Consider the following 24,358-nt stretch of genomic DNA (forward strand, 5'->3'; position numbering starts at 1 on the left):
CCCTCACTCCTCCGGGGGTCTGGGCTCCCCGTGCATCGCGCGCAGCAGCGCCGGGAGCCCGATCTCGAGCCCTTCGCGCTCGGCAGGCGTCATCCCCTCGATCCACTGGAGGTAGCGCGGATGGACGGCCGAGGCGATCTCGCGATGGAGCCGCCGCCCGGCGTCGGTGATCTCGAGCCGGTAGAGGCGCCGGTTGTCCGGGTCGCGCTCGCGCCGGACCAGGCCGTCCGACTCGAGGTCGGTCACCAGACGGCTGACGGTGCTCTTCTCCAAGCCGAGGCGTTCGGCCAGCTCGCGCTGGGACAGCCCCGAGCGGAGGTCGAGCTCGTGGAGCGCGAACAGCTGCGACAGCGAGGCCGGGTGCCCGGGCACCGCGCGGTCCATGAGGACGAGCCCGGTCGTGCGGAGCAGGTCTGTGAGCAGGTGGTGCAGCCGGTGCGTGTCCAACGACGCTCCTTTCGCCACCGCTGAGTTGTGCAAAGCAACTATTTATTTTAGACTAGACAGAGAGTTGCAAGCTACAACTATTGGAGATCCGCATGCCACGCCACAACCACCATCACCACGGACACGGGCACGGGACCATCGACGGCCGAGCCAGCGGGTGGTACAACTTCCTCTCCAAGAGCTTCAGGCGCCTGGCCTACCGACGAATCGCCAAGGACGTCGCCCGCTCCGCCCCCCGATCGGGGGCCGTGCTCGACATCGGCACGGGCCCCGGCGTGATGCTGGTCGAGCTCCACCGCTTCCGCCCCGACCTCGAACTCACCGGCGTCGACCTCTCGGCCGACATGGTCGCGCACGCGAAGCGCAACCTGGGCGAACGGGCGGCGGTGCGGCTCGCCGACGTCGCCGAGCTCCCGTTCGAAGCGGAGCGCTTCGACCTGGTCGTCGCCTCGTTCAGCGCCCACCACTGGGAGGACCCGGCCGCGGGCGCCGCCGAGATCGCCCGCGTGCTGCGGCCCGGCGGCCGACTCCTGATCTACGACTTCGAGCACGCGCCGTACGACGCCATCGCAGGACAATCGCGGCTCGACGACGTCAGCCGCGGCCCGTTCCACGTCGGTCTAGGCCGGCTCATGCGCAGCCAGCGGTTCGAGGCCACCGCGACGACAGGGACCCAACGCTCATAGCGTCATTCGGTCAGCCATTCGCAGGGCGTGGTCATGGTGATTTCCCGCTTCACCGTGAAGGCTCCGGTATCCGGATCGATGCTCAGGATCAGGCCGTCCGCTCCGAACGTGCAGCTCGCGGTGATCGGCTCGGCGCCGTCCGAGTCCGCGGGGACGAGGTCGAACTCGACCGAGCCCTCAGCGAGTGTGCTGAGGCGCAGGCTCCCTTGCCCCAGCCAGCTCACCGGCGCCACCTCCGGGTACTCGGTGACCCGCCACGGCTCGGAGCGATCGGCATCGACGAACGGCACGCTGTTCGGCAGATAGAACGGACAGCTCTCGCTGGGGCTGATCATGCACCTGTCGAGGTAGACGCGCAGCGCTTCGTTGACGGCCGCCTCGCCCTCTGCGGTGAACTCGAGCCTGGGCTCGGGCAGGTAGTCGATCGTCCGCTCGCCGCCGAGTTCGACGAAGTGGTTCCCGAGGACCAGCATCGGCGGGAGGTGCATGTCGATCTCTGGCGGAACGGACTCGTAGAAGTGGTACACGCCCGGCAGCAGGTAGAGGCTCTCGGCCGGTCCTGCCACGCCGTTCACCTCAAGGGCGGCTTCCGTGTAGGACCTGCTGATGAGGCGGTTGTCGATGAGCGGTTCCCCGGAGTCGAACTCCACTCTGTAGCGGTACGCCAGGCGCGTGCCGTCGTCGGCGCGGATCTCGGCGTACACGCTGGCGCTGCGTTCGCCGTCCTTCTCGCGTTTGTAGCCGACCTGGGCGACCTCGACGATCTCCCAGGCCGAGTCCAGCGCCTCGGGAACCAGGAACGGGCTCCCCGGAGGGTTCTCGAGCCGTTCGAGCGCCGCGTCGACATCGCCCGCGCGGACGTCTTCCAGGAAGGAGCGGACCGCCTCCTCGGCGGAGGAGCTCTGGGTGGGGAACCACGTCAGGGCCGCGGCGGCCAAGGCGAACACGGCGATGAGAACCAGGCCGAGATTCGACACGCGGCGCCGGGCCCGCAGCGGTGGAGGAGGGGCGGGCTCGTAGAGCGGGAGATGGATCTCCTGCCGTGGTGCCTGGTGGGGGTCGCGCACCGATCACTCCCGGATTCCGTACTGTGGTCTGCGGACCACCCTAGTACCCCTGCATAAAGGACTCCCATGGCTCAGCGCCGCCTCCCCTCCTTCGACTCGGCCGCGCTGCGGGTCCGTGCCGAGCGCTTGACCGTGAGGATGGAGGCGCTGCCGAGGCCGCCGTTCGTGATCGCCGCGGTCGCCGCGACCGCGCTGCTCGTGGCCGCGCTGGCCGGTGTCTCGGGCGCGGAGCGGCGAGTGGCGGAGGTGGGAATCTTCGCGGCGAGCGATAGCGGAAGCAACGGCGTAGGCCCGCACACGGAGGTCGAAGGGGCCGATATCGAGATCCTCGAGTACGGCTTCGGACTCATCGAACTGAACGGCTGGGAGCGGCTGACGGTCGGTGCGGTCGTGCGCAATCCGAGTCCCACAGCGTTCGCGAACCTTCTGTTCGAGGTCACCGCGGACAGCGGAGAGACCTTGGTGGACTCGTTCAGGTCCCATGACATCCCTCCGGGCAGTGACGCCCTGATCGGCGGCATACTCACCGATGCGGACACGGCCTGGGCCGACGCCGAACTCGAACTGACCGTCGAAGAGGCGTCATCCGAGTCGTCCGGTCCCCCGACTCTTCCCGAGCGGTTCACCGTCGTCGAGGTCGAACCGCTGCTCTTCCCACAGGGGCAGCGGATCGTCTACCGGATCGAGTCCGAGTTCGACGGCGCAACGGGGACCAGGCCCGATGTCGTCTTCCGCGATGCGGACGGCGCCATCGTCGGCGGCGTCGGCGGGGAGGACCACGTGGTCGACGGCGCGGACGGCAACAGCTCGATACCTGTACCGCCCGGCACCTCGGTGCACCACTTCAATCTCCGGTCGGAGGAGATACCGGCAGGCGCCGACCTTCTCCAGACCGAGATCGGACCGGGTGGCGTCATTCCCGGCGGGTGATCCGCGTCTCGTCTCGCATGCCGGGAATACCTCTGGGAAGGCCGCCGTTGAGGTAGATGCAAACGCATGAACATCGGCTCGCCTGAGGCGAGCGAACAGGAGACATGATGCAGTTCGGAATCTTCTCGGTCAGCGACATCACGCGCGACCCGGTCTCGGGCGAGACGCCGACCGAGGCGGAGCGGATCGACGCGATCGTCCAGATCGCGCGCAAGACCGAAGAGGTCGGCCTCGACGTCTTCGCCATCGGCGAGCACCACAACCCGCCGTTCTTCTCCTCCTCGCCGACCACGCTGCTGGCCCACATCGCCGCCCTCACCGAGCGGCTGATTTTGACCACCGCGACCACGCTCATCACCACGAACGACCCGGTGCGCATCGCCGAGGAGTACGCGATGCTCCAGCACCTGTCCAAGGGCCGGATGGACCTCATGCTCGGCCGCGGCAACACCGCGCCGGTCTACCCGTGGTTCGGCCAGGACCTCCGCCAGGGCCTGCCGCTCGCGCTGGAGCACTACAACCTGCTCCACCGGCTGTGGCGCGAGGACGTCGTGGACTGGGAGGGCGAGTTCCGCACCCCGCTCCAGGGCTTCACCTCGACGCCGCGCCCGCTGGACGACGTGCCGCCGTTCGTCTGGCACGGCTCCATCCGCACGCCGGAGGTCGCCGAGCAGGCCGCGTTCTACGGCAACGGCTTCTTCGCCAACCACATCTTCTGGCCCTCCTCGCACTCGCTGCGCCTGATCGAGTTCTACCGCCAGCGGTTCGCGCACTACGGCCACGGCACCAAGAAGCAGGCGATCGTCGGCCTCGGCGGCCAGGCCTACATCGCCAAGCGCTCGCAGGACGCCTACCGGGAGTTCCGCCCGTACTTCGACGAGGCCCCCGTCTACGGCCACGGCCCGACGCTGGAGGACTTCAGCACGATGACGCCGCTGACCGTCGGCAGCCCGCAGGAGGTGATCGAGAAGACCCTCACCTTCCACGACACGTTCGGCGACTACCAGCGCCAGCTGTTCCTCATGGACCACGCGGGCCTGCCGCTCAAGACCGTCCTCAACCAGCTCGACCTGCTCGGCGAGGAGGTCGTCCCGGTCCTGCGCAAGGAACTCGCCTCGCGCCGCGACCCGGACTCGGCCGACGCGCCCACGCACGCGGGCCTGGTGGAGGCCAAGTACGGCGACGGGCCCGTCCGCCAGCCGAAGCCGAACGCCAACCAGGGCGACAACACCGCCGGTGCCACGCCCTACCAGGACACGAGCGAGGAATGATGACCGCCCGCACCAGAGGCCACCTGGCCAACGACTCGTGGGAAGCGCTCCTGACCGCCCACGCGGTGCTCATGAAGCGCTTCGCCGCCGCCCCGATCTGGGACGAGGTGTCGATGCGCGAGTACGACGTGCTCTACACCCTGTCCAAGCACGAGGGGCCGATCCGGCTCGGCGAATTGAACCGGAGCGTCCTGCTCAGCCAGCCCGCACTGTCGCGGCTGGTCGAGCGGCTCGCCGACCGGGGGCTGGTCGAGCGCGCCCCCGACCCGGCCGACGGCCGCGGCGTCCGCCTCGCGCTCACCGAGGCCGGGCGCGAGCAGCAGCGCCGCACCGGCAGGCGCCACGCGGCCGACGTCACGCGCGAGGTCGGCGCCGCGCTCACCGAAGACGAGATGCGCCAACTGGAGGCGCTCACGAGCAAACTCGCGGGCAGCACCGTTCACCGCGAGATCGAGGAGGCAGCGACATGACCGATCCGCAGGAGTTCCGGCTCGCCGTCGTCAGCGGCGGCACCAGCGACCCGTCGTCCACGCGCATGCTGGCCGACCGGATCGCGGGCCGCGTCGCCGCACTGGCGGGCGAGCGCGGCGAACGCGTGGCGATCGACGTGATCGACCTGCGCGAACTCGCCTCCGAGATCACCACCGCGATCGTCTCCCAGCTCATGGGCCCGAAGATGACGCGGGCGATCGAGGTGCTCGGCGCCGCCGACGGCCTCGTCGCCAGCGCCCCGGTCTACAAGGCCGCCCCGAGCGGCCTGTTCAGCTCGTTCTTCCACGTGCTGGACAACGACCTCTTGATCGCCAAGCCGGTGGTGCTCGCCGCCACCGCGGGCACCGCGCGGCACGCGCTCGTCGTCGACGAGCAGATGCGCTCGCTGTTCGCCTACCTGCGCACGTTGACGGCGCCCACCTCGGTGTTCGCCGCCAGCGAGGACTGGCAGGACAAGGACTTGGGCCAGCGCGTCGACCGCGCCGCCGTCGAGCTGCTGCTGCTGTTGGAGAGCCGCTTCGCCGACAAGGTCAAGGACGAGTCGTGGAAGAGCTACCAGCACGAATACGGCAGCGCCGGGGGCACCGAGCTCGACATCGACCTGAGCACCGACCTCATGCGCCTGGCCGCCGGGGGCTCGGCACCGCGCACCGAGCAGTGACGGGTCAGCCCGCCTTGACGCGCCGCCTCGTGGGGGCGTAGGCGGGCACCCACTTGGCGAGCCACCCGGCGCCGAACCAGGCGATCGCGCCGAGGCTCACCGCGGCGGCGGCCAGCGGGAACGCGAGCGTGATCAGGCTGATCAGGCCGGGACCGGCGACGTTGCCGATGTCGGCGCACAGCCGCCAGCCGCCGAGGAACTGGCGTCGCCCCTCCTCGGGGGCGACGTCGGCGCCGAGCGTGAGCACGATGCCCGAGGAGATGCCGTTGCCCAGGCCCATCAGGCAGGCGACCAGGCCGATCGCGACCGCCGAGGCCGTCAGCGGCAGCACCAGGAACCCGGCGCCGATCACGACCATGGCCGGGAGCGCCACCCACAGGCGCCCGAAGCGGTCCATGATCGCGCCGCCGGGGTAGAACAGCAGCATGTCGACGCCCGCCGAGATGCCGAAGATGACGCTGACGGTCGAGGCGTCCAGGCCCTGGGACTCGGCCCACAGCGGCACGATGCTCTGGCGCGTGGCGCGCGCGGCCGAGATGAGGAGCACGCCGACGCCGAGGGTCAGCAGCACCCTGCGGTGGCGCGCGAGCACCGACCACAGGCCGGGCGGGCGCTCGACGTTGTCCACAGGGGATATCGGGGCGACGCCGGGCAGGCTCGGCAGGGTGAGGCTGAGCAGCCCGCCCGACAGGCTCATGCACGCGGCGAACGCGTAGGTCGCGCCGATCGAGAACTGGTCCACCAGCAGCGCCCCGACGAACGGGCCGATGAACGAGCCGATCCGGAACGTGCCGCCCAGCGTCGAGAGCGCCCGGGCGCGGAAGTGCGCGGCGACCGCCTCGGTCAGGTAGGCGTGCCTCGCCAGGCCGAACACCGCCGTCGACAGGCCGGAGACGAACATCGCGGTCGACAGGACCGCCAGCGAGCCGGTCTGCGAGGCCACGAGCATCGCCGCGGCCTCGACGACGCACGCCGCCAGGAGGACCGGCTTCTCGCCGAACCGGTGGGCCAGCGCCCCGGCGGGCAGGTCACCGGCGAGTTGGCCGACGCCGATGAGGCCGACCACCACGGCGGCCTGCGCGACGGAGGCGCCGAGGTCGAGCGCCGAGAGGGCGATGAGCGGGAGGACGGCGCCCATGCCGATCGAGATCAGGATGGTGGGGCCGTAGATGGGGACGAGCAGTGAGCGCCATTGGATCGTTTCGCCGCGCTCTGCCGTCACCGGGCGAACGTAGCAGCACGCACCGGTGCGGTCGTTCCAGCGAAGGTGATATGTGACATGAGTGCCAAGCCGAATGCTCCGCCGCGACGGCAACAGTCTTCCCTATAGGTAATATGTAATACAAGTTATAAATCGAACGAGTCGATGCGATGCATGAGGCCGCCCGCCGAAGACGCACCGGGTCTTCGGCGGGCGGCCGCCGGGAGTGCACTGCCGGGTCAGGCGGCGGTGCAGGTGACCTGCGGTGAGGTGCTGGAGCCCGAGGCGACGAAGCCCCAGGCGTTGATCGTCTGCCCGGCCGCGATGTCGGCGTTCCAGCCGACGTCGCCTGCCGTCACCGATGAGCCGCTGGAACTGACGTCGGCGTTCCAGGAGCTGTTGATCGACTGGCCCGAGGGCCATGTCCATGTCAGCGTCCAGCCGCTGACGCCGCCGCTGCCGCCGGTGATGAGCACGTTGCCCTGCCAGCCCGAGCCCCAGTCGTTGACCACGTCGATGACGGCCGTGCAGTCCGCGTCGCCGGTGGGCGGCGGGGTGGTGTCGTCGTCATCGTCCGGCGGCGTGGTGTCGTCGTCCGGAGGCGTCGTGTCGTCATCGGGCGGGGTCGTGTCGTCGTCCGGGGGAGTGGTGCCGTCGTCCGGCAGGTCGCCGCTCAGGGTCGGCGTCGACCAGTTCCTCCACTGCGAGAGGTTGCCCGACTTGCTGCTCGCGACTCGGAACACGCCGGGGCCCTGGCCCGAATCGAGCAGGAACGCCTGGATGCTCTGGCGGAGCGGCTGGTTCCACTCGGACCTGGTGGCGCAGTGCGTGCCGTTCTGGACGTCGGACCAGTAGGAGATGTTGTCCTCCACGCCGAGCGCCTTGTAGATCTCGGCGCCGCCCAGCGCGGCCACGCTGCCGGACCTGGCGCCCAGCCAGTCGACGTGCGGGTTCTCCATGATGAACAGCCCGCGCGGCGCGATCATGCCCACGATCTCGTGGGTGTCGACCGGCAGCCCGCTCGGATTGCCCGTGTAGGAGCTGAACGCGTCGCCCAGCCACGGCTGCTCGTTGTAGGCACTGCTCAGCGGCTGGGAGCCGCTCTCCTGCGCGATCGATCGGAGGGCGGGCACGCCGCCGGTGCCGGACTCGATCGGCATCGTCAGGTCGATGCGCTGGTCGAACGCGCCGGCCACGAAGGCGCCCTTGCCGTAGCGGGAGCAGCCGGTGACGCCGGTGCCGTCGGTCAGGATGTTCCCGCCGGACTGCTCGATGACGTCGATGATGCGGCTGACGCCCCACGCCTGCGCCATGAGGATCCCGGTGCTGCTGGACGAGCCGTAGATGTCGTAGAACGCGCCCTGCTTGTTATTGCGGGACGTGCCCTCGGCGCCGACCGAGTTGGGGTCGTAGTTGATGACGGCCGCGCCCGCGGACTTGATGGTGTTGGTGTCCGCGCCGAAGCCGCCGTAGACGATGACGGCCGGGAAGGGCCCCGAGCCGCTGGGGAGCGAGACCGAGGCCGAGAAGCTGGTGCTCCGACCGTTGTCGCTCACGTTCACGGTGATGCTGGAGGAGGTCACCGACCCCGTGACGCTGTCGGGCGGGGCGGGCTTGTCGCCGTAGACGCTGCGCTCGGCCAGCTCCTTGATCTCCGCCCGGCGGCACTCCCACTGGCTCTTGGAGGTGATGCGGGTGCCGTCCGCCCTGGTGAACGGGTCGGGGAGCAGGGAGCTGGAGGGCGTCGAGCCGGGGAGTGAAACGTTGCAGTCGGCGCCGTCGAACTCGGAGTTCGCCTCGAACGCGAGGGTGGAGGCCTCGTCACCGGTGGCGGCCTGGGCGGTCGAGAGGTGCGGTACCAGCATCACCGCTGCGACCGCCAGCGCCGCCAGGACGACGAGCGCCATGCGGATTCTGGATCGGCCCAAACTGATGTTCATTCGGGTTCCTTTCGGTTAGGGATGATCCGTCGATATATATCGACGTTTATCAATATCTGGGTGTGAGTGTGAGTGCGGATGAATGACGGTCAGCGGATCGGCAACACCGCCCGGGGTCGTGGGTGCTCTGCGGTCGCCGCCGCGAGGGGACGCGGCGGGGCATCGTCGGCGCAGGGGGAGGCGCCGGGCTCGGCGCTACGTGAGCGGCGCGGCGAGTGGAGTCGTGAGGAGCGCTCCGGTGTCGCGCCGGTGTCGGGGCATGGTCGATGACGCCATGGCGAGGTCCTTGTCTGGCCAGGGGCAGTCCATCATCGACGGTGAAGGAGGCCTGGCGCGGAGTCTCCGCATGTGCCGGCGTCAATGTTCGGACCACTCGTACCGAAATTTCCGATGAAAGTTTCAGTGAGGGTCCCCACAGTATACATAGACCGTTATCGATAAGCAAGCGCTATCGCGGCGCCGGACGTACTACTGTCGAAACCGGAACCGCCGCCTGTGAAAGGACTCCTCCCATGCCGCGAATCAGAACACTGGACGACCTCCGCCACTGGTGGGACCGGCACGCCGAGGACTACGACCGGTCGATGACATGGGCCGAGCGCAGGCTCTTCGACGGCACCCGGGAGTGGATCGCCGGACGGGCGCGCGGGCGCGTCCTGGAGGTCGCCGTCGGCACCGGCCTCAACCTGGAGCACTATCCGGACGGCGCCGACCTCACCGGCATCGAGTTGAGCCCGCGCATGCTCGAACGCGCCAAGAGCCGCGCCGCCTCGCTCGGCCTCGACGCGGACCTGCGCCTCGGCGACGCCCAGCGCCTGGACTTCGGCGACTCCTCCTTCGACACCGTCGTGTGCACCTTCTCGCTGTGCTGCGTGCCCGACGAGGCGAAGGCCGTGGCCGAGATGGCGCGCGTGCTGCGCCCCGGCGGGGTGCTGCTCCTGGCCGACCACGTCGAGTCGACCTCGCTGTGGCTGCGCGCGCTCCAGCGGGCGGCCGAGATCGGCTCGGTGCCGTTCGCCGGGGAGCACTTCCGGCGCCGCCCGATCCGGCACGTCGAGGCCGCCGGACTCAACATTGAAGAGCACGACCGGTTCAAGCGCGGCATGATCGAGCGCCTCGCCGCCCGCAAGCCCTAGCGCTGCTGAGGCACTTGCCGTCACCGATGGCAGGGACCGGTTCGTCCCCCGGGCCGGGCCGATCTGGCGGTCGGGACCGCCCAGCGGTCGCGTCGGCGGCTCGGCACGCTCACCGCCGCGCACGGGCCGAGTTCTCAAGACGGCATGGACGCCCACGCCCCGCGCCGGGATTCGCGCCTATCGGCAGTGTCCGATTGAGGACACCACGTGTTCGCTCGTCTCGGGGCGAGGCGCGGCAGCGCTTCATACGCTGGTGAGCCATACCAAGCAACGATCCCAAGGGAGCCGAACGCATGGACCAGAGCCTGGATCTGGACAAGATCACCACCAAGGAACCGGACAACCACAAAGTCGACAAAATCCTCCGCGAATCCGGTAACGACCCCCGCAACCTGGAAGCCACCTGTAGCCGGGTGTCCACAGAAGAAGGCACCCGGATCATAGAGAAGCTGGCGGAGAAAAACTACCTCGATTCCATCCTGATCCGGCCTCGCAGGCTCACCTACTCCTTCGGGCCGCAGCATCCGGTCGGCGCGGGGTTCATCAACCAGACGAGCAAACCCGCGGAGAAGGAACTGGGGTGGACCGACAAGGTCGGCACCAAGACGAACTTCTCGGTGTCGGCATCGGTATCGGCGAGCGTCATGGGCCTGTTCACGGCCTCCATCACCGCCAGTTTCGGCATGGAGTGGTCGAAGGAGAAGACCTTCTCCGACAGTTTCAAGATCATGCTCGACCCCGGCGAGTACGGCTGGCTCACCCGCCGGGGCATGATGTGCACCGCCGAGGTCGACCTCATCTTCCCCAGAACGCCAACCATGGCCGCGCTGATGATGCGGGGCGCGGTATGGCCGGCCACGATCGAGGGGTACGCGGGCAACGACGGCCGCCCCGACAGCTGGATCACCGGCCACTCCCAGAAAATCGATCCGAGCCTGCTCAGCGCGTTCGATGAGGACTCGCTCCAGCAGTTCGTCCAGTCCGAACCCGACGGGCTCCTGCTCAACACACCCGTCCCGTTGGAGGTGCCCGTCGCCGTTTAGGGCCGCGGCGCCGAACGCCCGGATGATCGATTCCTCATCCAGGCCGTGACCGGCGGAGAGGGTCTCGTTGCCTCAAGCCTGAAACGGCAGGGCATCGAGACCCTCTCGGCGCACTCCCCGCGACGATCGACCACCACGCCGTCTCCCGTGGTCGGGCGACACCGGCACGGCGACCCCGACCGGTTCTTCGATGCCCCACCGCACGAACCGGCCGCCGCTCACTTGATGCCGGTCGTCGCCACGCCCTTGATGAGGAACCGCTGTCCGAAGAGGAACACGAGGAACATCGGCAGCAGGGAGACCACGCTCATGGCGAACATCGACCCGTAGTCCGAACTCGACTGCGCGTCGAGGTAGCCCTTGAGCGCCACCGACACCGGCCACGTCTCGGGCAGTCGCAGGTAGACCAGCGGCCCGAAGAAGTCGCCCCACGTCCAGATGAACGTGAAGATCGCGGTCGTCGCGAGCGCCGGGACGATGAGCGGCAGCGTGATCTGGAGGTAGGAGCGGAAGTGCCCGGCGCCGTCGATGCGCGCGGCCTCGAAGATCTCCTTCGGCAGACTGCGGATGAACTGCACCATCAGGAACACGAAGAACGCGTCGGTGGCCAGGAACTTCGGCGCGACGAGCGGCAGGATCGTGTTCAGCCAGCCGAGTTCCTTGAAGATCAGGAACTGCGGCACCATCAGCACCTGGAACGGGAGCATGATCGAGCCGAGCATGATCGCGAACATCAGGTTGCGGCCGCGGAACTTCAAGCGGGCGAAGGCGTACGCCGCCAGCGAGCACGAGACCAGGTTCCCCACGATCGCGCCGAGGGCGATGATCGAGGAGTTGACGATGAACACGCTGAAGGGGAACTGGAGGTCGTTCCAGCCGTTGGCGTAGTTCTCGGCCGTCAGGTCGGTCGTGAAGACGCTGAGGTCCCGGAAGATCTCGCTGTTGGGCTTGAAGCTGGAGACGAGCAGCCAGATCAGCGGGTAGATCATCACCAGCGACAGCGCGGCGAGCATGGTGTGCTTGCCGATCGATCGCAGCCGCCGCAGCGCGGTCCCCGGGCGGCGGCGCTTCCCCGGCGGCGCGGGGGCCGGGCGGACGAGGGTTTCGGTTTCAGTCGTCATAGAACACCCAGTACTTCGAGAGCCAGAAGTTGATCGCGGTGAAGGCGGCGACCACGACCACGAGGAACCACGCCATGGCCGACGCGTAACCCATGTCGAGCTCGGTGAACGCCTCCTTGTAGAGCAGGAGCGTGTAGAACATCGTCGAGTCGGCGGGCCCGCCGGTGCCGCCCGAGACGACGTACGCCTGCGTGAACGCCTGGAAGGCGAAGATGATCTGCAGGACGAGGTTGAAGAAGACGATCGGGGTCAACAGCGGCAGCGTGACCGAGAAGAACTGCCGGACGCGCCCGGCGCCGTCGATCGAGGCGGCCTCGTAGAACATCTCGGGGATCTGCCGGAGCCCGGCGAGGAAGATGACCATGGGGGAGCCGAACGTCCACACGTTCAGGACGATGAGCGTGCCGAGCGCGAAGTCGGGGTGGCCGATCCAGCCGGGCCCGTCGAAGCCGAACCAGGCGAGCACGCCGTTGACGAGGCCGTCCTTGCCGAACACCTGGCGCCACAGGATCGCGATGGCGACCGACCCGCCCATGAGGCTCGGCAGGTAGAACACCGAGCGGTAGAACGGCAGGCCCCGCAGTCCCTTGTCGAGCAGCATCGCCAGCCCGAGGGCGAGGACGAGCTGGACGGGCACGCCGACGAGCACGTAGACGACGGTGACGCGGAAGGAGTTCCAGAACCGCTCGTCGCCGAACATGGCGGTGAAGTTGTCCAGGCCGATCCACTGGGGAGGCTGGAAGAGGTTGTACTCGGTGAACGACAGGTAGAGCGAGGCGATCATCGGCCCGACCGTGAGGCCGAGCAGGCCGATGATCCAGGGCAGGAGGAAGAGGTACGCCGCCTTGTTGTCGGGGTACCGCTCCTTGACGCGCGGGCCGCCCTTGCGTCGTTTCGCGGCCATAGTGCGCAGCTCACCGAGACTGCTCATGAGGACTCCTAGCCTTTCGTGACCGCGGGGGACGGGGCGCCGGGACGGGGAAAGCGGTTGCACGACTGCGTTGATTATGACCGCCGCCATGCGGCTCGTCAATCGTGTCGGGCCGAAAATTATCGGAACCTCTCAGAAAGTTCCATCGATCCGACATGCCTTGTCACCTGCGGTGATGGGAGCGCTTCGCTTTCGGGAGGCGTTGACAGTCGGCGCCTGCGATGATAATTTTTCGGAAAGCGGTTGCAACTTTCGGCTGCCCCGGCCCAGTCTCTCCGGCGACCGCCTCGGACGACCCCTCGCGCGTCCGGATCAATGGCAACACGGTGGCCTCCCCGCCACCGACGACCACGAAACGAGGCGCAATGACGCGTAGTACACGTTCGCGTGCCGCCATCGGATCCGTAGCCGCCGCAATGCTCGCCCTCGCCGGATGCTCCGGCTCGGGCGGCGGAGCGGGAGGCGAATACGACCCCGATGAAGCGATCGAGCTCGAGATCTCCTGGTGGGGCGACGACGACCGCGCCCGCCTCTTCGGCGAGGTCATCGACCTGTTCGAAGCGGAGTACCCCAACATCACCGTCGTCGAGACGCCCGTGGGCGCCCCCGACGACCTCTTCAACCGGCTCGCCACCGACTTCGCCGGAGGCGGCGGCACCGCCCCCGACGTCTTCGCGCTCGGCGGCGCCAAGCCGCAGGAGTACGGCGACCTCGGCGCCCTGCTCGACCTCTCGACCGTGAGCGAGCAGCTCGACTCCTCGGCCTACCCCGACTTCTCACTCACCAGCGCCATCGTCGACGACACCCTGTACGGCCTGCCGACCGGCGGCAACGCGACCGCCGCGTTCATCAACGCCGACATCTTCGAGCAGGCCGGCGTCCCCCTCCCCGAAGAGGGCTGGACGTGGGACGACCTCGTCGACGTCGCCGGACAGATCGGCGGCGCCGGCCTCACCAACGACGCCGGCAACCCGATCTACGGCATCGACCTGCGCATTCAGGACATCATGGGGACCTACGCCGCCCAGGTGAGCGAGGTCGGCATGTACGACTGGGACGGCAAGCTCGGCGTCGACGCCGACCAGATCGCCAGCTGGTACGAGATCGAGCAGCGGCTCAACGAGAACGGCGGCCTGCCCGACCCGTCGGTCGTCACCTCGAACTGGCAGCTCCCGCCCGACCAGCAGCCGTTCACCATCGGCCAGGCCGCGATCACCTTCGGGTACACCAACCTCATGACCGCCTACAGCGCCGCGGGCAACGTCCAGATGATGCTGCCGCCCACCGACACCGACCTGTCGGGCATCGCGCTGCTGCCCTCGGCGTACTGGTCGGTCAACGCCGCCACCGAGCACCCCGAGGCGGCGGCCATGCTCGTCGACTGGTTCCTGCACGAACCGGCCGCGGCCGAGCTCATCCTCGACACCCGCGGCGTGCCGTTCAACCCCGACACGCTCGCGGTCGTCTCGCCGCTGCTGGAGGGGCCCGCCCAGACCGCCGCCGATTACGTCGGCCGCGTCTTCGACGAGGGCGTAGTGGCCCCGCCGCAGCCCGCGGGCGGCTCGATCATGAACGAGCTGTCGCAGCGCATGGAGGCAGAAGTCCTGTTCGGACGCATGTCGACCGACGACGCCGCGGCCCAATGGATGGAGGAACTCGGGGCCGCGCTCGAAGAGTGACCCTGCCCGCATAGTCGTGGAGGCGGGCCGCGCACCGGGCCCGCCTCCATTCGCACCAGGAGGACCATGACGAAGGCGATCGAGAAGGCCCTGTCCCGGCTCCGCGCGGGCGATCCGGTCTCGCGAGCGGGTCTCGGCGGCACGGGCCTCGGCACCGAGCTCGCCGCCCAAGGCGTCGGCTTCGCCGCCGTCGGCGGGCCGATCGAGGAGCGCTGGCACCGGGCGCTCGCCGAACTCGCGCAGTGCGTGCGCCCGCTCGGCGGCGGCGCCCCGGTCCTCAACGAGGGCGGCGTCTACGCGGGCGCCTGGATCGAGAGCACCGGCACCGTCAACGCCGAGGCGCTCGCCCGCTTCGCGCCCGGCATCGCCCGCGACACCCACCTGCTGTTCGCCGAGCACCAACGGGACGACGGCATGATCCCGTACAAGGTCACCGACTCAGGGCCCGGATTCAGCCAGATCCAGATCGTCACGCCGCTCGCTCGCACGGTGTGGCACCACTACCGGCTCACCGGCCCGGACAGGTCCTTCCTGGACACGATGTACCGCGCGATGGCCCGCTACGACGACTGGCTCGCGCGGTACCGCGACACGCGCGGCACCGGTGGCGTCGAGGCGTTCTGCGCCTTCGACACCGGCCACGACCTCTCGCCGCGGTTCTGGTTCGCGCCCGAGCGCGCCTTCAGGGGCGACGCCCGGCGGTGCGACCCCGATTCGCCGATCCTGCCGTACGTGGCACCCGACCTCACCGCCAACGTCGCCTGCCAGCGGGCCTACCTCGCGCGGATCGCCGAGGAGCTCGGCGAGGACGGCGAACCGTGGCGGCGCAAGGCGGCCGCCTCGACCGAGGCGTTGTACGCCCAGTGCTTCGACGAGGCCGACGGGACCTTCTACGACCGCGACCGCTCCGGCGAGCACGTCCGGATCCAGTCCGACGTGCTGCTGCGGGTCCTGGCGTGCGAGATCGGCGACGGAGCGTTCTTCGAGCGGGCGCTGCGCGCCTACCTCATGAACACCCGCAAGTTCCTCTCCCACTACGGCTTCACCTCACTGGCGCTGGACGATCCGCGGTTCGACGCCGACGCCTCGCGCAACTCCTGGGGCGGGCCGGTCAACCTCCTCACGCTGCTGCGCGCGCCGCAGGCGTTCGAACACCACGGACACGTGGCCGAGCTCGCCGTGGCCACCGCGCCGGTCCTGGCCGCGATGACGATCGCCGACCGCTTCCCGCAGTGCCTCGATCCGTGGTCCGGCGCCGCCGGGTTCACCTCGGTGTACTCGCCGTCGATCCTGTGGTTCCTCGACGCGGTGGAGCGCGGCTTCGGCGTCCTGCCGCGGCCGGGCGGCGGGGTGTGGTTCACCGGGCTGCCGCCGACGCGGCTCGACCGCGGCGCCGCCGCGGCGGCGACCGCCTACGCGCGGCGCGTCGGCGGCGCCGATTACGAGCTCGCCGCCGACGACGAGCGCGTCGAGGTCCACCGCGACGGCGAGCTGCGGTACGCCTTCCCGCGCGGGTGGCGTATCGAGGCGGACGGGGCGGGGGAGCCGCGGGCGGTCGTCGGCATGAGCCCGGTGACCGTGAGCGGCGAGCTCGAGATTCACCGGGTGGGACTCGAACCCGCACTGCTCGCGCTGTCGGTGGCCGCCGACGAGCGGGTCGAACTCGACGCCGGTGGCCGGGTCGCCGGCCGGTCGGCGGCGGTGTTCGTGCCGCCGGCCGCCTGACTCCGCTCTGGCTCGGCTCAGCGCAGCGCGAGGCCGCCGGGGACCTCCTCGACCTCGATGAATTGGGCCCGCTCCTCGGGGGTCTCGTTCGGATGGTGCAGCGTGAGCAGCAGGTGTCCGTCCGGGCCGGTGAAGAGCATGCCGTGCCCGCCGTCCCTCGGCCACAGCGCCGCGTCCGCCTGCCGCCACGGGCCGCGGACGCCGCCGCTCTCGGAGGTCGCGACGCCGAGCGCGTAGCCGTCCTCGCCCATGCTCGACCAGAGCATCAGCAGGCGGCCGTCCGCGGTGCGGTGCAGGAACGGCCCGTCCGTCACGTACGCGGTGGGGCCGGGCCGGTCGAGCGGGCGCGACCACGGCGCCTCCGAGGCGGTGAAGAGCAGCAGCGGCTCGCCGACCGTGCCGCGCAGGTCCGGGGTCAGCCGCACCGCGCGGATCTCGCCGTCGCCGACGTCCTTCCACTCGTGGCAGAACACCATGTAGGGCGTGCCGTCCTCGCCATTGCCGTCTCCAACATAGAGCGTGCCGTCGAGGCACTCCCAGTCCGGCGGGGTGAGCGGGCCGTCCGACCATGGGACGTAGGGGCCTTCGGCGCGCTCGGCGCGCAGCACCTGCGTCCCTCGGCGGCGCCCTTCGGCCGTGAAGGTCGCGAACATGTAGAAGGCGCCGCCGTGGCGGTGCACCTCGGGGGCCCAGTACTGGGTGTGCGACCAGAAGTCCGCCTCGGGGCGGAACGCCGGGATCGGGCCGTGCCACTCGGCGAGGTCGGTGCTCCAGTACGTGTCGAAGCCGGTGGCGGGGCCGCGCCAGATGTTCGGGTCGGTGCTGCCGAACAGGTGGAAGCGGCCTTCCTCTGGCACGTGGAGCACGAACGGGTCGCGGATCTGGATCTCGTCCAAGGCGGGCATGCGGCGGCCTCCATAGCTGCGTCATGAGCAAGCGTATTTATATATTGAAAATGTTGACTTTCGTGTTCATCTGTGGATAGTATGGCGGATATTCGTACACATCCCCTCTAGGAGCGGCAATGCTTCGTGTACTCCCTCGGCCCATCGGTGTCGCAATGCATCCGCACGGCGCGAGCCCTTGGACTTGTTATCGATCACACGAACGCATGTCGGCGGCGCGCTCCTCGCACGGGTGCCGTGACGCCCCCGTTCTCGGCGCTGATCGCCGCGCGTCCCTCGCGCGGCGCGGTGACCGACGACGGTGCCCGGCGAACCGACGCCGCCGCGCGCGAATGTACCGATGTTAGCGATCACCATTCCCTCGGCTCAACTCCCGCAGCACGAATCCAGACCCGTACCCCACGAAAGGAGACCGCCATGAGACGAGGTTCCCTGGCGGCGCTCGCGGCCGTCCTCGGCCTGACGCTGGCACTGGTCGGCGCGGCACCGGCCGCTGCCGACCACCACCTGACCGACGGCGCGTCGGTCAACCTGATCGACCGGCACTCGGGCAGATGCGCCGACGTGATCAGCCAGTCCACCGCCGACGAGGCCGAAGTCGGCCAATACGACTGCAACGGCGGCCTGAACCAGCTGTGGCGCCTGCGCGACCTCGGCAACGGCTACGTCCAGCTCGCCGCCCGCCACTCCGGCAAGTGCCTCGACGTCACCGGCGCCTCCGGCGACGACGGCGCCCAGATCATCCAGTGGCCGTGTTCGAGCGGCGAGAACCAGCAGTGGCGCTTCCAGGACACCGGCGACGGCTACGTCCAGCTCGTCGCCCGCCACTCCGGCAAGTGCCTCGACGTGCGGGACGGCTCGACCGCCAACGGCGCGCGGCTGGAGCAGCGGACGTGCGGCAGCGCCCAGAGCCAGCAGTGGGAGCTGAGCCTCGTGTCCAATCCGGCCCTGCCCGGCTTGTTCGCCGACCCGAACATCACGGTCTTCGACGGCACGTATTACCTCTACCCGACCACGGACGGCTTCGCCGGATGGTCCGGCACCCAGTTCCACGCGTTCTCCTCCACCGACCTGGTCCACTGGACCGACCACGGCGTGGTTCTCGACGTGGACGCCGACATCTCCTGGGCCGACAACAGCGCTTGGGCGCCCACGATCGCCGAGAAGGACGGCAGGTACTACTTCTACTTCTCGGCCGGGCGCGCCAGCGGTGACACGAGCAAGCATCTGGGCGTGGCCGTCGCCGACTCGCCCACCGGCCCGTTCCACGACGCCCTCGGCCACCCGCTCGTCTCCGCGGGCGCCTACGGCGGCCAGGCGATCGACCCGGCCGTGTTCACCGACGACGACGGGCGGTCCTATCTGTACTGGGGTCAGGGCGCCTCGCACCAGGTGCCGCTGAACGACGACATGACCTCCTTCGACGCCTCACAGGTGCGCACCTACGACCCGAGCGGCTACAACGAGGGCAGCTTCGTGATCGAACGCGGCGGCACCTACTACTTCATGTGGTCGGAGAACGACACGCGGAGCGAGGACTACCGGGTCGCCTACGCCACCGGCTCCTCGCCCACCGGGCCGTGGAGCGGCCGCGCCGGCGTGATCCTCCAAAAAGACCTGTCGCAGGGCATCAAGGGCACCGGGCACCACTCGGTCGTCCAGGTCCCCGGCACCGACGAGTGGTACATCGCCTACCACCGCTTCGCGATCCCCGACGGCGACGGCACCCACCGCGAGACCATGATCGACCGCCTGTACTTCAACGCCGACGGCTCCATCAGGCCGGTCGTGCCGACCCTCGACGGCGTCGACCCCCTCTGACGACCGCCTCCCGACTCGAAGAAAGGCACCGCGATGCCCTCACGGCGAACCGTCCCGGCGACCGCCCGCACCTCGGCCGTCGCCGCCCTCCCGCCGGGGCCGCCTACGCCCGGAGCCGCTCCGGCTACCTGATGGCCCACTTCATCGGCGAAGGCACCGACGGCGAGCGGATCTACCTGTCCGGCCCGGGCGACGGCCTGCGCTGGAACGATTGGAACGACGGCGGCCTGGTCCTGCGCTCCACGATCGGCACGCAAGCGGCACGGCTCGATCCTCGACCTGACCGCCGCCGCGGAGTCCCGCGTGCTCGACCGCCGCCAGAGCACCGAGACCAACCGCATCCAGTCCCACGACCACCCCGACCGCCACCTCCGCCACTACGCCTTCGAGCTGCGCATCGACCCGATCGGCACCGACACCGAACGCGCCGACGCCACGTTCCGCGTCACCAACTGACCTTCCTCGGTTCCCGCCGGCGCCCGCCCGGACTCCCACCGGGCGGGCGCCGGCACTCCTGGAACCGGTCTCGGTGCGGCACCGGGGCGCCCGAAACTGCGTAGTCTGGGCCCATGGCACAGCAGCGAGCGCAGCAGACCGCCGGGACCGAGCATTCCACCAAGGGCGCCTACGTCTCCGGCGAGGAGTTCACCAGGGACACCAACTACATCGAGGACCGCGTCGTGGCCGATGTGGAGGCCGTCCGGTCCGCACCGGCCGAACCGCCCTCCAAGATCGGCGACCCGCGGATGGCCGGCCTCACCGAGGGCGCGCGGGCGTGGCCGGTCGAGCCCGACCGGTACCGGCTCGTGGCCGCCCGCGCCTGCCCGTGGGCGCACCGCTCGATCATCATCCGCCGCCTGCTCGGCCTCGAAGGCGTCATCTCGCTGGCCACGCCGGGGCCGGTGCACGACGTCCGGTCCTGGACGTTCGACCTCAGTGAGGACGGGCGCGACCCGGTGCTCGGCACCGAGCGGCTGCAGGAGCACTACTTCGAGCGCTTCCCGGACTACCCGCGGGGCATCACCGTGCCCGCGCTGGTGGACGTCCCCTCCGGAGCGGTGGTCACCAACGACTACCCGCAGCTGACCTTCGACCTCTCCACCCAGTGGGCCGCCTACCACCGGGACGGGGCGCCGGACCTGATCCCCGGCGGGCTGACCGACGACATGCTCCCGGTGATCGAGCGGGTCTACACCGAGGTCAACAACGGCGTGTACCGGGCGGGCTTCGCCGGTTCCCAGCGGGCCTACGAACGGGCCTACGAGCGGCTGTTCGCCGCGCTCGACTGGCTGGAGGAGCGCCTGGCCGACCGCCGCTATCTCATGGGCGAGACGATCACCGAGGCCGACGTCCGGCTGTTCACCACGCTGGTGCGGTTCGACCCGGTCTACCACGGGCACTTCAAGTGCAACCGGAACAAGCTCACCGAGATGCCGAACCTGTGGGGCTACGCGCGGGACCTGTTCCAGACGCCCGGCTTCGGCGACACTGTGGACTTCGACCAGATCAAGCGCCACTACTACGTGGTGCACGAGGACCTCAACCCGACGCAGATCGTGCCCGCCGGACCGGCTCTGGAGAACTGGCTCACCGAGCACGGCCGCGAGCGGCTCGGCGGCACCCCGTTCGGCGACGGCACCGCCCCGGGCCCGATCGCCCCCGACGAACGCCCGCCGGGAGCGAACCCGCTCCACTGACACCCGTGGGCCGGGGACGTCATCTGCCGCCCCGGCCCGCGAACGCCGCGGTGCTGCTACGCCTCGATCAGCCGCTCGCTCAGCTCCCACAGCCGCCGCGCCGACTCCGGGTCGACGGCGTGGGGCACCACATTGGACGACATGATGTGCTCGGAGCCGAAGTCGAGGTTCCCCGCGGCCTCGTCCAGCGGCGAGACGTCGTTGTCCTTGAGGTAGACGCCGCCGATGCCGACCAGCAGCGGGCTCGTCGCGGCGAACACGCTGGTGCTCGCCCCCTGCTGCGGGGTCTTCAACTCGCGCTCGGGATCGAGGACCGGGTTGCCGGACTCGTCGATCAGCCCCATCGCCAGCAGCTGCTCGTCGGTCAGCCAGGGCGCCCGCTCCTCGCCCTCGGCCTGCCACGGGCCCAGGCTCGTGGACGAGACGATGCCCGGGTGCACGGCGTAGCCGCGGATGCCCTCGTCGGCCCACCGCCGGTCCAGCTCGACGGCGAACAGGACGTTGGCGGTCTTGGACTGGCCGTAGCCGAGCATGCCCATGTCGTCGTAGCCCTCGGCGAAGTGCGGGTCGTCCCACCGGATGTCGGACAGGCGGTGGCCGCCGGAGGTCATGGTGACGACGCGGGCGCCGTGCGCGGCGCGCAGCGCGGGCAGCAGGCCCAGCGTCAGCTGAAAGTGGCCCAGGTGGTTGATCGCGAACTGCGACTCGTAGCCGCGGGCGTCCCGGACCAGGGCGCCGCCCATGATGCCGGCGTTGTTGACGAGGATGTGGAGCGGGCGCCCGGAGGCGACGTACCGGGCGGCGAAGGCGTCGATCGAGGCCGGGTCGAGCAGGTCCAACTGTCCCGTCTCGACGCGCTCGATCCCGGCCAGCTCGGCCGCGGCGCTGTCGGGATTGCGGGCGGCCACGGTGACCGAGGCGCCCGCCCCGGCCAGGGCGCGGGCGGTCTCCAGGCCGAGCCCGCGGTGGCCGCCGGTGACGACGACGTTCTTGCCGGTCAGGTCGATGCCCGCGATGACCTCCGCGGTGGTCGAGGCGGCGGTGAATCCGGATCCGATTGGGTGCTGTTGCTGTGTCATGGCACCAGTCTGCGCCCGGATCGCCGTACTTAGAATAATTGCCAGTCCGTATTTCTTGCTCTAGAGTACGGGCATGGTCGGTGATCATCTGTCGAAAGTGCTGGAGCTGGTCGAGGTCCGCGGCGTGGTGTCGGGTGGGTTCGCGGTGCGGGGCCCGTGGGTGTCGCGCGCCGTCATCGACGACCCGATGAAGTTCCTCGCGCTGGTGTCGGGCCGGGCCCGCCTGACCGCCGACGGCCTCGACGCCCCGATGGAGCTCGGGCCGGGCGACGTCGCGATCCTGAACAACCGGTCGCGAGTGGAGCTCGAAGGCGGCGAGGGCGACGGACCGCGGCGCGAGGTCGTTCCGCATGAGGCGTTCGCGGCCGAGCTGTTCGAGGGCGCCGACCGCCGCACCGACGCCGTGCTCATCGGCGGTCACGCCGAGCTCAACCCGGCCGGTCGGGCCCTGCTGTCGCGGGCGCTGCCGCCGGTGGCGCACGTGCGGGCCTCGGCCGCGGAGGCGAACCATCTCCAGGGCCTCCTCGACCGGCTGTTCGAGGAGGCGGCCGGGAGCCGGATGGGCTCGGCGTTCGCGATCCGCCAGTACGGGCAGCTGCTGCTGCTCGAGGTGCTGCGCGCCTATGCGGGCCAGGCCGAACTGCCGCCCGGCTGGCTGCGGGTGCTGACCGACGAGCGGCTGCGCCCGGCGCTCGGCCTCATGCACGCCGAGCCGGGAAGGGCGTGGGGCCTGGAGGCGCTGGCGCGGGCCGCGGCGATGTCGCGGACCTCGTTCGCCGAGCGCTTCCGGACCGTGGCGGGGGTGCCGCCGCTGACCTACCTCAACCGGTGGCGGATGCTGCTGGCGCAGCAGGCGCTGCGCGACGCCGACGTCCGCGTCGGGTCGCTGGCGTCCGAGCTCGGCTACGGCTCGGAGAGCGCCTTCAGCACCGCGTTCAAACGCGAGGTGGGGGAGTCGCCGCTGCGCTACCGGCTGCGGATGCGGGGGGAGTCGACTCGCCCGGCCTCCGCGGACGCGGACCGCCCGCTGATCGATGCGGACGCCTAGGGTCTGTCCCGTGGATCAGAACGGGCGTTGTCCGGCCCGTTCGGCCCGCCCGTCGCCCGTCGCCACCCGAGATCGCTCAGTATGAAGGCTGCGTTGCGGGGCTCCCAGATGCAACACCGGTATCTGGGAGCCCCTCCGCATTCTCGGGGGCGCCGATTTACGGCTCGCAAGCTTCGCCGAGGGGCTTGCGAGCCGTAAATCGGCGCCGCGAGCGAACAAACGGACTCGGATACCGCCTCGCCGGGAGTTCCCGAACAGACCCTGGAGGAAGGCTTGAGAGCGTTCGTACCATGTACTACAATGGACTGTTTTCGACGATACTCCAATTTGTTGCACGGCGTGGGCAATGGTCCTTCCGTTGGTAAGCAGTGGCATAAGAAGGTCACCGGCATTTCTTAGGGCCATCGGTGTTCCGGTTCGTCTCACCGGGGCCTTTTCTCATGCCCGCTGACTCGCCTGACCGGCGCCCTTGAGGCTCTGGATGACGGGATTCGTCTCGATATGCCGGATCGCCGGGATCGAACCGAGGCGCCCGTCGATGTAGTCGTACAGCGCGTGGGTGTCGCGGCATATCACCATGGCCAGCAGGTTCGTCGCCCCCGTGGTGGCGGCGACGAAGGCGACCTCCGGATGGTCGGCTATGGACTGCCCGACCGCGGCCAGCTCCGAGGGCGGCACCTGGAGCCACAGCACCGCGCGGGTCAGGAAGCCCAGCGGCGCGGGATCGATGTCGACATCGAAGTAGAGCGCGCCCGAGCGGCGCAGCTCGGTGAGCCTGCGGCGGCAGGTCGACTCCGACCAGCCCGTGGCGCGGGCGAGCTCGCCGTACCCGGCGCGGCCGTCCCGGTTGAGCGCGGCGACCAGCGGCCGGTCGGCCGGGTCGAACGGCACCGGCTCCGCCGCCCCGTCGACCTCCACCCGCAGCGCCGCCGCCCGCTCCTCGTCGAGCGCCTCGACCAGCGCGGGGAACTGCGTCTCGCCGCCGAAGTACATGTGCAGCAGGGCATGAGCGCTGAACCCGATGACGCGCGAGGTGCGCGGCAGCTTGTGCAGCAGCAACTGATCGCGGTGGCTGTCGCTGCGCGCCTGGACGACGCAGTTGATCTCGCCGCCGCCCGAGACGAGCTGGACCCAGAACGTGTCCGGCCGGTCGGCGAGGGCCCGGGCGACCTGCGCGGCGGCGTCGGGCGTGGCCTGGATGCGGATGTACCAGCGGGTCTCGCCGATCCGCCACGGGTCGACCTGCCCGACGACCTTGACGACCCCGGCCGCGCGGAGCCTGCGGTAGCGGCGGGCCGCGGTCTGGTCGGAGACGCCGATGGCCTCGCCGATGCGGTTGAACGGGGCGCGGCCGTCGATCTCGAGCGCCGCGATCAGGCTGCGGTCGACCTCATCGATGGAATCCATCACCAGATCGTAATAGATGTCGATATCCTCCGAATATCTTCTTCCAGTAGCGCCATCCGCCGCCGCTGGAG

Annotated in this window: 22 protein-coding genes; 13 read left to right on the forward strand and 9 right to left on the reverse strand. The window is 69.7% G+C overall.

Annotation, left to right across the window (positions count from 1 at the left end):
• Positions 1-3: 3 nt before the first annotated feature.
• The gene (locus H613_RS26170; protein ID WP_051393287.1) at positions 4-447 is read right to left on the reverse strand and encodes a MarR family winged helix-turn-helix transcriptional regulator; all 444 of its coding nucleotides are present in this window, start codon (positions 445-447) and stop codon (positions 4-6) included.
• Positions 448-539: 92 nt separating this feature from the next.
• On the opposite strand from H613_RS26170, the gene H613_RS29240 reads away from it, so the two are divergent.
• Positions 540-1,133: a class I SAM-dependent methyltransferase gene (locus tag H613_RS29240; RefSeq protein WP_051393288.1), complete on the forward strand. Its 594-nt coding sequence runs from the start codon at positions 540-542 to the stop codon at positions 1,131-1,133.
• Between the two features lie 2 nt (positions 1,134-1,135).
• Here the strand turns inward: H613_RS29240 and H613_RS0112060 are convergent, their stop codons facing one another.
• Positions 1,136-2,200, reverse strand: coding sequence for a hypothetical protein (locus H613_RS0112060; RefSeq protein WP_035737872.1), 1,065 nt, complete (start codon positions 2,198-2,200; stop codon positions 1,136-1,138).
• Positions 2,201-2,365: 165 nt separating this feature from the next.
• On the opposite strand from H613_RS0112060, the gene H613_RS0112065 reads away from it, so the two are divergent.
• The 4 genes from H613_RS0112065 to H613_RS0112080 all read left to right on the forward strand — a co-directional run bounded on the left by H613_RS0112065 (position 2,366) and on the right by H613_RS0112080 (position 5,554).
• Positions 2,366-3,130, forward strand: a complete 765-nt coding sequence (locus H613_RS0112065; protein WP_156925982.1) for a hypothetical protein — start codon at positions 2,366-2,368, stop codon at positions 3,128-3,130.
• 107 nt (positions 3,131-3,237) lie between these two features.
• Positions 3,238-4,401 (forward strand): CE1758 family FMN-dependent luciferase-like monooxygenase, encoded by a 1,164-nt coding sequence (locus H613_RS0112070; protein WP_026923994.1) that lies wholly within the window; start codon positions 3,238-3,240, stop codon positions 4,399-4,401.
• Positions 4,398-4,871 (forward strand): MarR family winged helix-turn-helix transcriptional regulator, encoded by a 474-nt coding sequence (locus H613_RS0112075; protein ID WP_211234793.1) that lies wholly within the window; start codon positions 4,398-4,400, stop codon positions 4,869-4,871. Before H613_RS0112070 ends, H613_RS0112075 begins: the two co-directional genes overlap by 4 nt.
• Entirely contained in the window at positions 4,868-5,554 is a 687-nt protein-coding gene (locus H613_RS0112080) for a CE1759 family FMN reductase (RefSeq protein ID WP_026923996.1), read from the forward strand. Before H613_RS0112075 ends, H613_RS0112080 begins: the two co-directional genes overlap by 4 nt.
• 4 nt (positions 5,555-5,558) lie before the next feature.
• On the opposite strand, the gene H613_RS26180 is transcribed toward H613_RS0112080, so the two are convergent.
• On the reverse strand, positions 5,559-6,776 hold the full coding sequence (locus tag H613_RS26180) for an MFS transporter (RefSeq protein ID WP_035737875.1): 1,218 nt from the start codon (positions 6,774-6,776) through the stop codon (positions 5,559-5,561).
• A gap of 218 nt (positions 6,777-6,994) precedes the next feature.
• Positions 6,995-8,695 carry a glucuronyl esterase domain-containing protein gene (locus H613_RS0112090; protein ID WP_026923997.1) on the reverse strand — a complete coding sequence of 567 codons (1,701 nt, stop codon included), beginning with the start codon at positions 8,693-8,695 and terminating at the stop codon, positions 6,995-6,997.
• A gap of 512 nt (positions 8,696-9,207) precedes the next feature.
• On the opposite strand from H613_RS0112090, the gene H613_RS0112095 reads away from it, so the two are divergent.
• Both H613_RS0112095 and H613_RS0112100 read left to right on the forward strand, forming a co-directional pair.
• The gene (locus H613_RS0112095; protein WP_035737877.1) at positions 9,208-9,831 is read left to right on the forward strand and encodes a class I SAM-dependent methyltransferase; all 624 of its coding nucleotides are present in this window, start codon (positions 9,208-9,210) and stop codon (positions 9,829-9,831) included.
• Positions 9,832-10,124: 293 nt separating this feature from the next.
• Positions 10,125-10,874: a hypothetical protein gene (locus H613_RS0112100; RefSeq protein ID WP_026923999.1), complete on the forward strand. Its 750-nt coding sequence runs from the start codon at positions 10,125-10,127 to the stop codon at positions 10,872-10,874.
• A 218-nt stretch (positions 10,875-11,092) separates the two neighbouring features.
• Here H613_RS0112100 and H613_RS0112105 read toward each other — a convergent pair whose 3' ends face one another.
• Together H613_RS0112105 and H613_RS0112110 are read right to left on the reverse strand one after the other, a co-directional pair.
• Complete coding sequence (locus H613_RS0112105; protein ID WP_026924000.1) at positions 11,093-11,995, reverse strand: carbohydrate ABC transporter permease; 903 nt, start codon at positions 11,993-11,995, stop codon at positions 11,093-11,095.
• On the reverse strand, positions 11,985-12,926 hold the full coding sequence (locus H613_RS0112110; protein WP_026924001.1) for a carbohydrate ABC transporter permease: 942 nt from the start codon (positions 12,924-12,926) through the stop codon (positions 11,985-11,987). Before H613_RS0112110 ends, H613_RS0112105 begins: the two co-directional genes overlap by 11 nt.
• Positions 12,927-13,291: 365 nt before the next feature.
• Between H613_RS0112110 and H613_RS0112115 the strand changes: the two genes are divergently transcribed.
• Positions 13,292-14,605 (forward strand): ABC transporter substrate-binding protein, encoded by a 1,314-nt coding sequence (locus tag H613_RS0112115; protein ID WP_169731988.1) that lies wholly within the window; start codon positions 13,292-13,294, stop codon positions 14,603-14,605.
• A gap of 66 nt (positions 14,606-14,671) precedes the next feature.
• Complete coding sequence (locus H613_RS26185) at positions 14,672-16,330, forward strand: MGH1-like glycoside hydrolase domain-containing protein (RefSeq protein ID WP_051393289.1); 1,659 nt, start codon at positions 14,672-14,674, stop codon at positions 16,328-16,330.
• A gap of 17 nt (positions 16,331-16,347) precedes the next feature.
• On the opposite strand, the gene H613_RS0112125 is transcribed toward H613_RS26185, so the two are convergent.
• The gene (locus tag H613_RS0112125) at positions 16,348-17,235 is read right to left on the reverse strand and encodes a glycoside hydrolase family 43 protein (protein ID WP_026924003.1); all 888 of its coding nucleotides are present in this window, start codon (positions 17,233-17,235) and stop codon (positions 16,348-16,350) included.
• A gap of 417 nt (positions 17,236-17,652) precedes the next feature.
• Between H613_RS0112125 and H613_RS29245 the strand changes: the two genes are divergently transcribed.
• The 3 genes from H613_RS29245 (at position 17,653) to H613_RS0112140 (ending at position 20,753) form a co-directional block, all read left to right on the forward strand.
• A complete protein-coding gene (locus H613_RS29245) occupies positions 17,653-19,056 on the forward strand; it encodes a family 43 glycosylhydrolase (protein ID WP_026924004.1) in 1,404 nt (467 codons plus the stop codon).
• A 303-nt stretch (positions 19,057-19,359) separates the two neighbouring features.
• Entirely contained in the window at positions 19,360-19,512 is a 153-nt protein-coding gene (locus H613_RS31700) for an AbfB domain-containing protein (RefSeq protein ID WP_211234794.1), read from the forward strand.
• Positions 19,513-19,625: 113 nt separating this feature from the next.
• Entirely contained in the window at positions 19,626-20,753 is a 1,128-nt protein-coding gene (locus tag H613_RS0112140) for a glutathione S-transferase family protein (protein WP_026924005.1), read from the forward strand.
• A gap of 56 nt (positions 20,754-20,809) precedes the next feature.
• Here the strand turns inward: H613_RS0112140 and H613_RS0112145 are convergent, their stop codons facing one another.
• Positions 20,810-21,832, reverse strand: coding sequence for an SDR family NAD(P)-dependent oxidoreductase (locus H613_RS0112145; RefSeq protein ID WP_026924006.1), 1,023 nt, complete (start codon positions 21,830-21,832; stop codon positions 20,810-20,812).
• A 73-nt stretch (positions 21,833-21,905) separates the two neighbouring features.
• Between H613_RS0112145 and H613_RS26195 the strand changes: the two genes are divergently transcribed.
• Positions 21,906-22,880, forward strand: coding sequence for an AraC family transcriptional regulator (locus tag H613_RS26195; protein ID WP_051393290.1), 975 nt, complete (start codon positions 21,906-21,908; stop codon positions 22,878-22,880).
• Between the two features lie 438 nt (positions 22,881-23,318).
• Here H613_RS26195 and H613_RS0112155 read toward each other — a convergent pair whose 3' ends face one another.
• The gene (locus H613_RS0112155) at positions 23,319-24,287 is read right to left on the reverse strand and encodes an Lrp/AsnC family transcriptional regulator (RefSeq protein WP_026924007.1); all 969 of its coding nucleotides are present in this window, start codon (positions 24,285-24,287) and stop codon (positions 23,319-23,321) included.
• Between the last annotated feature and the right edge of the window lie 71 nt (positions 24,288-24,358).

It is taken from the genome of Glycomyces arizonensis DSM 44726, assembly GCF_000482705.1.
GTDB lineage: Bacteria > Actinomycetota > Actinomycetes > Mycobacteriales > Micromonosporaceae > Glycomyces > Glycomyces arizonensis.